We start from the raw sequence: 11,782 nt of genomic DNA, 5'->3' as shown, positions 1-11,782 counted from the left end.
CGGTCGAATCGTCGGCGACCTACCCGCGCCCCGGCGGGATCGCGTCACAAATCCTGTCGCGCCTCACGTCGTCGCCGTCGCCTCGCACCAGGACGGACGATCGCCGTCGGTGCGCAGCACGGCGCGGAAACGTCGGATCGCCCACGCCGTCGCGACGAGCCCTATTGCGCATGTGGCATAACATATGTCGCACAGGAAGCCGCTCCAGTTGAGCGACACATGCCCGAAGCTGCGCAGCAGCAACAGCGCGACGCTGCCACAATAGCCGCTTGCGTCGGCCACATAGATCAGGAAGCCGGCATTGCCGGCGAATGCCGTCGCCGCCATGAGCCGATCGAACAGCAGCGCATTGAACGGCGTGTAGGCGAGGTACAATCCCGCGCCGATCGCGACCATCCACCACACCGGTCCAATCCACCCCAGTTGGAACGCCGCCGTGGCGATGCCGAGCGTCGCCAGGCCGATCGCGATGAGCCGCAGGTTCCACAGCACCGCATTGGCGTTGTCGCGCACCAGCATCAGCAGGCCGAGGGCACCCAGCACAATCACCGCGACGGGCACTTCGGACCAGGTGAAGATGCTGGCCTCGCCACCGAAGCCCAGCTCTCCCCAAATCTCGGCGGCAAAATTGTCGCGAAAATCGCGCAACGCGGTCAGCAGCACATATATGGCGATCAAGGCGATCAGCGCCGGTGCATGCGCCGCGAACAGCGCTGCGCGCTGCGTGGCGTTCATCGGCGTGCGCGGACGGCGTTCGGCTTCGTCGGCGGCATCGGGGGGCGGCAATTGCACCAAGGCCCAAACCGCCGCCAGCAGGAGGGGCGTGAACAGCAGACCGGTCGTCGCCGGCATCCAGCGCTCGGTCGCCCAGGCGTTCTGCAGAACGGTCTCGCCGACCGACTTGACCACGCCGGAGGCCAGGATGAAAGTCGCGCACAGCATCGCACCGAGCACTTCGGTCAGTCGACGGCCCTCCAGGAAGCCGAACACCAACCCCCAGATCATCCCCAACGCAAGCCCGTTGAGGAACAGCCCGGCAACCGCCAGCACCGGCGGCAGGACGGCGAAGCCGACCAGGGCAAGTTCGGACAGGCCGATCAACAGCAGGATCGCCGCGCCGCGCCGCGCCGGTGGCATTTCGGAGACGATTTTGATGCCCAGGATCTTGGACAACGCATAGCCTGCGACCTGCGCGATGACGATCACGACCTTGAAGTCGATCGCGAACGGCCATCCGGGGACGTGCACGTAGCTGGCCGATGTGAACGGTTTGCGAAACGCGTACATCGCGAAATAAGCGGCGAACGCCGCGCCGCCGCCATAGAGCGCGAACAGCGCGGGCGGAGCGGTGCGGAGCCAGCGCGTGACGATGCTGTCGCCGCGGGTCATGCCATCGGCCGTTCGCCTGCGGTGATCCGCGCCGCGATGGTTTCGAGCACCGGCCAGAGATCGGCAACGCTATCGATCACATAATCGGCACCGGCGGCGCGAAGCTCGGCGGCGGCGGCGCTGACGCGGCGCGTGCGTTCGCCGGCCGGGAGCGCCTGCAGCGCGGCATAGTCGAGCCCGACGCCATTGCCGGACGCGGCGAGCCCGACGGTCCACGCGCCGGCGGCTTTGCCCTCTCCGATCCCGACCGTCGCGTCATCGACCTTGACGCACGACCAGGCCGGCCACACGCCGAGCTCGACCAGTGCCTTCCACAGCATCAGCGGGGACGGTCGCCCTTCGAGCGTCTCGCCCGAGCAGATCACGGCTTCGGGCGCATAGCCTTGTTCGGCGGCGAGCGGCAGGATTTCCGCCATCATCGGCCGGGTGTAACCGGTGCACGAGCCGATGCGGACGCCGCGCGCCCGCAACGTCGCGGCGAGCGCGGCGGCCCCCGGAATGAGCGCGGCGCAATCCCTGGCGGCGCTGCGCATCAGCGGCTCGACCGCATCATGCAGCCGGGCGACGTCGTCCTCGCTGGAGGCTCGGTCGTGCGCCGCTTGCCACGCCACGGCGATGCGCGGCGCGGCGAGGATCGCGCGGATGTGATCCCGCTTGGCGCGTCCCATGTCGGCGCGGGCCTCGGCTTCGGAAATCGCCACCCCGGCCCCGTCGAATACGCGCTGCAGCGCCACGACCGGCGCGCGGCAGCCGTGGTCGATCATCGTGCCGGCCCAATCGAGCACGACGGCCTTGACGGGAAAGGTCATGCGTTCGCTTTCTGCGGGAGAAGATCGGCGATGACGTCTTCCGCCAGACCGAAGCTGGTCGAGGCGCCGGTGCCGCTGGTCACGACCACCAGGCGTACGCCCGCCGCGGGCGTGGTGACGATGCTGTGCGTGGCGGCGGAGGCATACGTGCCGGTCCAGCGTTCGAGCACCGGCGGCACGGCGCCGAACACCGCGCGGAATTCGTCGAGGATGAGGCGGTCGACCGCTTCGCTTGAGAACGGGTCGGGCGTCTTGCCGTAATGATGGCTGTCGCCGACGACCAGGCTGCCGTCGGCACTTTGCGCAACGATCAGGTGGACGCCATTGGCCAGTTGCGCGGGCTGCTCGCTTTCGAGCCGCTTTCGCAACGGGCGCGCGGCGGGCAGCGCGGCATAGCCGAGATAGCGCGTAAGCCCGAGGTCGGACATGATCGTCGCGGGCAGCCGATAGCCGGGCGCGGCAAGCCGCAGCATCTGCAGCTTGGAGCGGGTCACGCCGGCCAGGGCGTCGGGGAACAGCGTTGCCAGGTCGTCGCCCGGGCACACCACGATCGCGCGCGCGCGGATCTCGCCCGCGGCGGTGGTGAGGCAGCCGGTGTCGACACCCTGTACGGCGACGCCCCGTCGAAACGAGACCCCGTGGGCGGTTTCGAGCCAGGCGGCGAGGGCAGGGATGGCGGTGCGGGATTCGACGCGCAGTTCGACGTCGCTTTCGAGCGCGCCTTCGAGCTGTACCGGCCGGATCCCGCCGAGGCGCGTGCGCGCGGCGGCATGGTCGAGCCAGCGGCACCCCGCGGCCATGTCGGTATCGAGAAACGCTTCGCACACCAGGCGCGCTTCCGGGCGCTGCGCGACGAGCAGCAGTCCGCGTTGCTCGATCGCGATCCCCGCCGGACCCGCCACTTCGGCCCAGACGTCGCGGGACCGACGCGCGCGCCGCCACACGTCGCCCTGCTCCTGGCCGGTCACCGTGACGAAGCCGAAATTGCGGATCGACGCACCGTTTGCCTGAGCGTCGCGGTCGACCACCACCACCTTCTGGCCAAGCCGCCCGGCGGCCAGCGCATGTGCCAAGCCAACGATGCCGGCGCCGACAACGGCAAGATCGAACGATTCGGGTGGCACGGCAGTCTCCTTGCTGCGTGCCGCCTTGGCCGTGCCGGTTCGGCGGGGCCAAGGCTTTGACTGAATGCTGCCTATAGGCGCGACCTATGGCTCAGCTGCGGTAACGCGTCACGGCATCACCCAGCGCCGCTTCCAGATCCTGGAGCCACGGCGCGTACCGCTTCCACTGGTCGAGCCCATCGCGGAAGATCGGCTGGCGCACCTGTTCCGAGCTCGGCGTGCGGACGCTGCGGCGGTTCTCGTGGAAGGCAAGACAGGCCGGTTCGAAGTCGAGCCCGCAAAAGTCCAGGATCGTCCGTACGCTGTGCTCGAGATCGTCGACGACATCCTCGTGCTGGACGCGCAGCACCTGGCCGGGCAGCGCCACGTCCCAATGCCCCATCAGATCGAGATAGGTGCGATAATAACGCGCGATATCGTCGCTGCTGTACGAGAATTCCTGCCCTTGCGCGAACAGCTGCTTCAGGTTGCTGAAGCAGCACGCCATCGGGTCGCGCCGCGCGTCGATGATCCGGGCGTTGGGCAGGATCAGCTTGATCAGCCCGACGTGGCGGAAGTTGTTGGGCATCTTGTCGATGAAGAACGGTCGGTCGCTGGTGCGATAGATGCGCGTTTCGTCGAGATAGCGCTCGCCCAGAGCAGTCGCCTGCGCGCGCGTGAGATCGGCGAGACAGGCGGGATACAGCGGATGGTCGAGGTCGGGATCGCGCCCCTGGAGTTCCTGAACGATGCGCTGGACGTCGGCGAGTTCCTGTGTCCCCTCGACCTGGCTGTGCGAAGCGAGGATCTGCTCGATCAACGTCGAGCCTGAGCGTGGCAGGCCGAGGATGAAGATCGGGTCGCGCCCGGGGGCGCCCCAGCCCTTGCGTGCGGCGAAGAATGCCGGGGTACAGACCGCGATCTGCTCGCGCGTATTGGTCTCGAGGATTTCGGCGCGGTAGCGACTGGTCGCGCGTTGCAGCGCATTGCCGCGTTCATAGCATTGCCAGGATGCCGCGATCTCGCCGCGATCCTCCAGCGCCTTGCCGAGCGCGAAGCACAGCTGCACGCGATCGATCGGCGCGGTCGTGGCTCGTGCCTCCTCGTCGCGCATCCGTGCCATCGTGGCAGCGTCGAACCGGAACGTCTTCAGGTTGGCCAGGCTCCAATAGGCATCGCCGAACCCGGGTCGCAGGGCTGCGGCGGCGCGATAGGCGTCGATCGCCGCCGGCAGGTCGCCGATCGTCTTGAGCGCATGGCCGAGCCAGAGGTACACATCGGCTGCCGCCGAAGGGGCAGGATCGTCCGCGAGCATGGCGCGATACAGCGCGATCGCCGCGGCATGATTCCCCAGCCCCACTGAGACGGTGGCGTCGAGCGTGCGATAATCGAAATGACCCGGATCGACCGCCCGCAACCGCGCGATCTCCGCGCGTGCCGCCACGTATTTGTGGCGCCATGCGAGGCATTGCGCATATTCGAAGCGGGCCGCGCGATGCTCGGGCAGCATGGCGACCACGGCCTCGAGCAGCAGTTCGGCATCGTCGTAGACGTTCCGTGCCATGCCGATCTTGGCGAGCAACCGCATCGCCTCCGGATGATCGCCATAGCCGAGCAGAAACGCGCGGATCAGCGATTCGGCCGGCGCTAGGTCGCCGTCGGCGTAAAGCGCCGTGGCGGTGACGATCGGCGGCGGCAGGGCGTGCAAAGCCTCGACGTGTGCGGTGGCGGTGGCGGCCTGCTCGGTATCGCCGACGAGACGAAAGACGCCGGCAAGCATCTTCCAGCTCATCGGCAAGGCCGGGTTGGCGTTCACCGCTGCCAGCAGTGCGTCGATCGCCGCGGGCGCATCCTTGCGCGCGACATGGCACAGTCCGCGCTCCTGATGCAGCAGGCTGAAGGCGGGATGGCGTTCGGCCAGTTGGTCGAGCGTCGCAAGCGACGCCTTGATCTGTCCAAGATGGCGTTGGCTGCTCGCGGCGAGCAACAGCAGATCGCGATTGTCGGGAAAGTCCGCCAACAGGCTTTGCAGCTGCGCGAGCGCCGCGGCGTGCTGTCCGGCGCTTTGCACGTCGCGCAGGCGCGCGATTTCCTGTTCGATCGGCAAGGATGCAGACGCCTGTAGGGTCATGGGAAGGGATCCGGCCGAAAGATGCAACGGGCGGCACCGTGAATGCCGCCCGTTACAAAAGCATGACTCAGGGAGACAGGCTGAAGACGGTCAGAAGTCGACGCCGACTTTCAGCCCATACGTCGTCGGGCGGGTGATCACCTCGGACTTGATGAACTGCGCCGACGAGGTGAACGTGCTCGCCTGGCTGTTGGTCAGGTTCTGGCCGAAGACCGACAGGTTCCAATTGTCGTGACGGAAACCGATCGAGGCGTCGACCAGCGCATATCCCGGTTGACGATAGCGCAGCAGCGTCGTGCCCGGGATAAGCACATTGTCCCCCGACGGATAGGTCGACGGCTGATTGTAGGTAACGCCGGTATAGCCCACGCCGGCCGAGACGAACCAGCCCAGCTGGAGCGGCCCGGTCCATTCGTAGCGGGCCCGCAGGTCGGCCTGGACGTGCGGGGCATAGGGCAGGCTGGAGCCGAGCGCGCCGAACGGGCTCTGCACGGTGATTTGCTTGCCGCCGCTGTAATAGCTGGTGATGCACTTGCCGAGCGTCGACGAACCTGGGTTGTTCGAGAGGAAGCAGGGCTGCGTGACCTGTTTGCTGTCGTTGTAGGTCGCGCTGCCCTGGAGCGTCAGGCCGTGGGTCGGGCGGGCGGTGAATTGCAGTTCCGCGCCCTTGACGTGGAAGTTGGCGCCATTGGTGACGAAGCTGGTGTTGCCAAAACCGCCGGCCGGGTTGAAGAAGCCGATCTGCACGTCTTCCCAGACCATGTAATAGGCCGAAAGGTTGACCGTGAGCTTGCGGTCGAACAGGTCGGTCTTGATGCCGCCTTCCCAATTCGTCAGGCTGTCGGGCTTGTAGCCGTTCGGCCGGATCAGCTGCGCGACGCCGTTGACGTCGGGCAGGATCAGCTTGGTCGCGCGGTTGAACCCGCCCGGGCGGAAGCCCTGGCTGAACGTCGCGTAGATCAGCGTATGGTCCGATGGCTTCCACGTCAGCGAGCCGCGGCTCTTGAAGCCGTGATAGGTGACGTGATCGTTCGCCGCGTCGATATTGACGTTGCCCGATCCGGCGACGGCGCAGACCTGGACCTGGTAGCAGTTGCCCGCATAGGTCTCATATTGCGACCCGGTTTCGAATTCCTTGTAATGGTAATAGCGCGTGCCGCCGGTCAGCGTCAGGTTGGGCAGGATGTCGAAGTCGACCGAGCCGAACGCCGCGATCTGGTCGTAGCCGCGCTGGGTATCCTCGCCGAACGCGGTGTTGCCGGGCTTGAGCCCGGGCTGGTTGATCGTCGAGCCCGGAACCGGCTGGACCACACCCGAACAGTCGCCGCCCGCGGCGATCAGCGCGGTGGTGCAGGTCGGGATCGTCTTGTAATCGAAGTTCATCACATCCTTGATGCGGAACTCTTCGTAATAGACCCCGCCGATCGCGCGGATGCGCTTGTCGTCGGAGGTGCTGACGCGGAATTCGTGGCTCATGTGCGTGTTGCGCACCGTGTCGTTCCAATAGGACACGGGGCTGTAGCAATAGGGCGCGCCCTTGCCCCAGCCGGTGCCGCCGCCGGTGCACTGATAATACATGCCGCCGCCGGTGCGCGAATAGTTGCTGTAGTCCTGCTGCGTCTCGATGTGGCGCGTCATATAGGCACCGGTGTAGACGAGCTTGAGGTCACCGATCTTGCCGTTCACCGTCCAGGCGGTGTTCCAATATTGGTCCTTGTTGTAGCTCGGCGAGAAGACCGTGGTCTGCAGCGCGGCGAGCTTCTGGAAATCGGAGCCGGTCGGATAGGTCGCGAAGGTGCCATCGGCCTTCATGTCCTGATAGCTTTCGGCGATCAGCACGTCCCAGTCGGGCGCGACCTCCCACTTCGCCGACACCCGCCCGCCGATATAGTCGACCGGGTTGAAGTCCTTCTTGGCCAACGCAAAATTATTGTACTGGCCGGCGTTGGACTGTTGCGACGCGGGTAGCGCATGGCCGCCGTTGTTGAAATAGAAGTTGCCGGTGTCCGTATCCGAGCGCGTGAAGGTGCTGGCGACGTTGTCGATATAGCCACCACGATGATCGTCGTAGATCACCGCGCGGATCGCCAGCTTGTCCTGGATCACCGGCACGTTGAGCGAAGCGTTGAACGCCGCGTTGGGTGCGCCGCCGACGGTGCCGCCGACACTGCCGTCGATATGGCCCTCGAACCGGTCGAGCCTGGGCTTGTTGGTGATGTAGCGCACGGCGCCCGCTTCGGCGCCGCCGCCGAACAGCGTGCCCTGCGGCCCCTCGAGCACTTCGACGCGCTCCATGTCGGCCATGTAGACATCGGCGTTGCGCGCCGGGAACTGCATCGACTGGTCATCGAGGTACAGGGCGACGTTGGGGAAATAGGCGATCGTTGCCGACGACTGGTTGCCCGCAAAGCCCGAGGAAAGCCCGCGCATGAAGATCGCCCCCGAACCGGGGCCGTTCGAACTGAAGGTGACGTTCGGGGTGTATTTCAGCAAGTCGTTGAAGGTGGTGACGTTCAGCTTGCCGAGCGTATCGCCCGAGAACGCCTGGATGGTCAGCGGTACCTTCTGGATGCTCTCGTTGCGGCGCTGCGCGGTCACGATGATGTCGCCATCGGCCTGTCCGGGCGCGGGCGCGGTGGCATCGTTCGGTGCGGCAGGATCGGTGGCGGGCGCATCCTTCGCGACGGGTGCGGCGCTGGCCGGCGCGGCGGCGGCTTGCGTTGCGCTGCTCAGCACCGCCGCAACGGCGCAGGAAAGGAGATAGCGGGCTTTCATCGTCGGACCCCTTAAAAAAGCCAGCGCCGCTTCGCCGGCGTTTCACCTGGCGTTGCCGTCGCTGCTTCGAGCTGAGTCGATCCCCAGCCCCCCGGCGCCGCTTTGGTCGCATTCGGAGTGTTGCTGCCAAGTCTTTGGATGGATGGAGCGTATAGGCTGGGGCTATCGGAAAGCCGCAAAAACGTCACGTAAGCGTAACGGCCTTGCCCTAGTGCACTATGTTGATGGCCGTGAATCACCAACATTTACGTGCGTTTCACGCAATTGCGCTGGAAGGCGGGGTGTCGCGCGCCGCGCGGCGCCTGAACGTTTCGCAACCAACCTTGTCACAACAGCTCAAAGCGCTCGAGGCGCGCTACGGCGTTATGCTGTTCGAAAGCCGCAAGGTGCCGCTGAGCCTGACGCCGGCCGGGCGCGATCTGCTCGCGCTGACGCACAAGCTGTTCGCCACCGCCTCCGACATCGACGAGATCCTGGGGGAGACCGCGGAGATGACCGGCGGTATGCTGCGGCTCGGGTCGGATAATCCGTATTATGTCGCGAAGATGGTCCAGCTGCTCCGTCGTGACCATCCGCAGACCAAGGTGCAGGTGCGCATGGGCAATGCCCGGGACGTGATGCGCTGGCTGGGGGAAGCGCATGTCGATGCCGCATTGGCGAGCGACCCGCCGGGCGATGCGAACTTCAGCTACGAGCCGTTGGCGAGCGAGACCTTGGCCTGCGCCTTACCGCGCGATCATGCGCTTGCCGCGTTGGAGAACGTGCCGATCACGGCGTTCGCCGATGAAACGCTGCTGCTGCGCGAGTCCTCCTCCAAGACGCGCGCCTTTACCGAACGCGCGCTGGTCGACGCCGGGATCGAGCCGCGGGCGACGATCGAACTCCAGACCCGCGAGACGATCCGCGAAGGGATCGCGCTCGGACTGGGAATCAGCGCATTCTTCGAATCCGAATGTCCCCCCGACGGCCGGATCGTCTATCGCGCGCTGGGAACGGGCGAACGGTCCTACCAACTGCGCAGTTATCTGGTCTGCCAAAGCGATCGCCGGCGCAGCGCGCTGATGCGTGCGCTTCGGTCGACCGTGGCGGAGATGCAAGGCACCGTTTAGGCACCGTCCCGGCGCAGCCTGTGCCGACGGCCACGGTCCCGCAACAGTCCCTGCGGCACGCGGGTCGGGAGGCCGCGTAGATTCCTCCATATCGCGCGTCGCCCGCAGAGCCGATGGAACGCCTGCCACCAGACGGGGATCGACTCATGCCACTACCAACGGATGCGCTTCGTCCGCCTGTCGCGTATCGCACCAGCCATCGGATCGTGATCGCGATCGGCATTCTGTCGCTGCTGAGCGGGACACAGTTGCAGGTCGCTTGCACCCGTCATTTGCTTTACTGAAGGGCGGTGCCGGACCATCCCGCGCAGGCTGCAATTCCGAAGGGCTCGGCGATCATCGGCACGCGATCCATGGCGACCTCCGCCGACGAACTCGCGTTGCTGATCGACGGGGCGACGAATTACGCGATCTACATGCTCGATCCGGATGGGCTGGTCACGATCTGGAACCGCGGCGCCGAACGGATCAAGGGATGGAGCGCGGCGGAAATCGTCGGCCGGCATTTCTCCATGTCCTATCCTGCCGAAGACATCGCCGAAGGGCTTCCGGCGGCCGATCTCCGGCGAGCGCATGCCGAAGGTCGGATCGAGGAAGAAAGCTGGCGCGTCCGCAAGGACGGATCCGAATTCCTTGCGAACGTCACGATCACCGCACTGTACGACGAGCACGGCGCGTTACGCGGGTTCGGCAAGGTGGTGCGCGACATTACCGACCAGAAATCGACCGAACGGGCGATTGCGGGGCGCGAGCGCCTGCTCGCATCGATCCTCGCGACGGTGCCGGACGCCATGGTCGTCATCGACGACCATGGCCGCATCGCGTCGTTCAGCGCCGCGGCGGAACGCCTGTTTGGCTACACCGAGGCCGCGATGATCGGGGCTGACGTGACCTGCCTGATGCAGGAGGCCGACCGTGCGCCGCATGATGCGCATCTGGCCGCGTATCGCGCGACCGGGGTTCGCCACGTCATCGGCACGACGCGGTCCGCGATCGGCCGGCGCAGCAACGGCGAGACCTTCGCGATGGAACTGGCCGTCGGGGAAACTTCGAGCGGCGGACAGCGCATCTTCACCGGTTTCATCCGCGACCTGACCCAGCGCAATCTCGCCGAACGGCAGGTGCAGGACCTCCAGTCCGATCTGATTCATCTTTCGCGGATCAGCGCGATGGGAACGATGGCGTCGACGCTGGCGCACGAACTCAACCAGCCGCTGACCGCCATTGCCAATTATGTCGAGACCACGCGGGACATGCTGCGCGACGCTGGCACGCCCGAACTGGTGATCATCCGCGACGCTTTGACGCTTGCGGCGGCGCAGTCGCTGCGCGCGGGGGATATCGTGCGTCGATTGCGCGCGTTCGTCGCCCATGGCGAGGTCGGTCGCGCACCCGAATCGCTGGTTGCGCTGGTCGAGGACGCCGCGGGCCTCGCGCTGATCGGCGCGCATGAGGCGGGGGTATGCGTCACGATGAACCTGGATACCGCGGCGTTTCGGGTCCAGGTCGACCGGATCCAGATCGAACAGGTGCTGGTCAACCTCATCCGCAATGCCGTGCAGGCGATGCAGGCGTGTGCGTCGCGCGTGCTGACGATTTCGACCCTGTGGGAATCATCGGGGATGGTTCAGGTGACGGTTGCCGATACCGGGCACGGGATTGCCGCCGACATGGTGGACCGCCTGTTCCAGGCGTTCGCCACGACCCGCCAGGAAGGCATGGGACTGGGCCTGTCGATCTGCCGCACGATCGTCGAGGCGCATGGCGGCAGGATCTGGGCGACGGTCAATCCGGGGGGCGGGGCAGCGTTCCACTTCACGCTCGAGCTGGCGGTTGGGGATGGCACGCCGCTCTAGCGAGCGGCTGGCCCATGGCACCGGTCGCGACGCGACGATCCGTATGTCGATCGACGTGCCGCTGCGTCCATTACCTAGAGACGCGCCGATCCCGGGTGTCCACAGCGAGGTTCGCAACAAGGACCGCGCCATGCCCGCTCATGCCCCACCGAGCTCGGTCGCCATCGCCCTGATCGATGGAAACGCCACCGTCCGTCGTGAACGCCAGTTGATGCTGCGATCGGAGCATTTCGACGTCCGGGCCTATGCAACATGTGCCTCTGCACTGGCCGACGCCGATCTATGCGCCGGCGCTTGCCTGATCGTCGAGGACGCGATGCCGGCCAGCGCGGGCGCGGCGGTCGTGCATGCGATGCGGTCGCGCGGATGGCATGGTACGGCGATTCTGCTGGGGGGCGCCGCGGGTGCCGACACCGGGGTGGGTGCTTCTGCGGGGAATCGGGACGTGCGTCTGCCGGCCCGACTGGCTGATCGGGCCCTGGTGGATGCCGTCCGCGCCGCTGGCCGGATACAGGACGGTGTCGCCCCCGGAACGCCGCCCGTGGCGCGCGTCGTGTAATCGAAACGATGCGGTAACGACATAAATCTGTGCTACCGCACAACAGCTTAC

The 11,782-nt window shown here is 66.3% G+C and carries 9 protein-coding genes; 4 read left to right on the top strand and 5 right to left on the bottom strand.

The annotated features are described in order from the left end of the window. Positions 1-63: 63 nt before the first annotated feature. The 5 genes from L8K25_RS15485 to L8K25_RS15465 all read right to left on the bottom strand — a co-directional run bounded on the left by L8K25_RS15485 (position 64) and on the right by L8K25_RS15465 (position 8,207). Positions 64-1,389 (bottom strand): DUF5690 family protein, encoded by a 1,326-nt coding sequence (locus L8K25_RS15485; RefSeq protein ID WP_242139875.1) that lies wholly within the window; start codon positions 1,387-1,389, stop codon positions 64-66. Beyond that, positions 1,386-2,198, bottom strand: coding sequence for a phosphonoacetaldehyde hydrolase (gene phnX, locus L8K25_RS15480; protein ID WP_242139874.1), 813 nt, complete (start codon positions 2,196-2,198; stop codon positions 1,386-1,388). Before phnX ends, L8K25_RS15485 begins: the two co-directional genes overlap by 4 nt. After that, a complete protein-coding gene (locus tag L8K25_RS15475; RefSeq protein WP_242139873.1) occupies positions 2,195-3,322 on the bottom strand; it encodes a TIGR03364 family FAD-dependent oxidoreductase in 1,128 nt (375 codons plus the stop codon). The genes phnX and L8K25_RS15475 overlap by 4 nt, the downstream gene beginning before the upstream one ends. 91 nt (positions 3,323-3,413) lie before the next feature. Next, complete coding sequence (locus tag L8K25_RS15470) at positions 3,414-5,432, bottom strand: tetratricopeptide repeat-containing sulfotransferase family protein (protein ID WP_242139872.1); 2,019 nt, start codon at positions 5,430-5,432, stop codon at positions 3,414-3,416. A gap of 90 nt (positions 5,433-5,522) precedes the next feature. Beyond that, positions 5,523-8,207 carry a TonB-dependent receptor gene (locus L8K25_RS15465; RefSeq protein ID WP_242139871.1) on the bottom strand — a complete coding sequence of 895 codons (2,685 nt, stop codon included), beginning with the start codon at positions 8,205-8,207 and terminating at the stop codon, positions 5,523-5,525. Positions 8,208-8,431: 224 nt separating this feature from the next. Here L8K25_RS15465 and L8K25_RS15460 point away from each other — a divergent pair, with 224 nt between their 5' ends. The 4 genes from L8K25_RS15460 (at position 8,432) to L8K25_RS15445 (ending at position 11,731) form a co-directional block, all read left to right on the top strand. Next, a complete protein-coding gene (locus tag L8K25_RS15460; RefSeq protein ID WP_242139870.1) occupies positions 8,432-9,316 on the top strand; it encodes a LysR substrate-binding domain-containing protein in 885 nt (294 codons plus the stop codon). A 146-nt stretch (positions 9,317-9,462) separates the two neighbouring features. Further along, on the top strand, positions 9,463-9,600 hold the full coding sequence (locus L8K25_RS15455; RefSeq protein ID WP_242139869.1) for a hypothetical protein: 138 nt from the start codon (positions 9,463-9,465) through the stop codon (positions 9,598-9,600). Between the two features lie 6 nt (positions 9,601-9,606). Further along, positions 9,607-11,172 carry a PAS domain-containing sensor histidine kinase gene (locus tag L8K25_RS15450; protein ID WP_242139868.1) on the top strand — a complete coding sequence of 522 codons (1,566 nt, stop codon included), beginning with the start codon at positions 9,607-9,609 and terminating at the stop codon, positions 11,170-11,172. Next, a complete protein-coding gene (locus L8K25_RS15445) occupies positions 11,156-11,731 on the top strand; it encodes a hypothetical protein (protein WP_242139867.1) in 576 nt (191 codons plus the stop codon). The genes L8K25_RS15450 and L8K25_RS15445 overlap by 17 nt, the downstream gene beginning before the upstream one ends. The last annotated feature ends 51 nt before the right edge of the window (positions 11,732-11,782 follow it).

Source organism: Sphingomonas sp. TREG-RG-20F-R18-01 (assembly GCF_022662475.1).
In the GTDB taxonomy this organism is placed as follows: domain Bacteria; phylum Pseudomonadota; class Alphaproteobacteria; order Sphingomonadales; family Sphingomonadaceae; genus Sphingomonas.
This window is presented reverse-complemented; position numbering and strand designations above follow the sequence as displayed.

Coding starts and splice junctions, on each gene's coding strand:
- L8K25_RS15470 (WP_242139872.1), bottom strand. CDS start 5,432: ATGACCCTACAGGCGTCTGCATCCTTGCCGATCGAACAGGAAATCGCG.
- phnX (WP_242139874.1), bottom strand. CDS start 2,198: ATGACCTTTCCCGTCAAGGCCGTCGTGCTCGATTGGGCCGGCACGATG.
- L8K25_RS15465 (WP_242139871.1), bottom strand. CDS start 8,207: ATGAAAGCCCGCTATCTCCTTTCCTGCGCCGTTGCGGCGGTGCTGAGC.
- L8K25_RS15485 (WP_242139875.1), bottom strand. CDS start 1,389: ATGACCCGCGGCGACAGCATCGTCACGCGCTGGCTCCGCACCGCTCCG.
- L8K25_RS15445 (WP_242139867.1), top strand. CDS start 11,156: ATGGCACGCCGCTCTAGCGAGCGGCTGGCCCATGGCACCGGTCGCGAC.
- L8K25_RS15460 (WP_242139870.1), top strand. CDS start 8,432: ATGGCCGTGAATCACCAACATTTACGTGCGTTTCACGCAATTGCGCTG.
- L8K25_RS15455 (WP_242139869.1), top strand. CDS start 9,463: ATGCCACTACCAACGGATGCGCTTCGTCCGCCTGTCGCGTATCGCACC.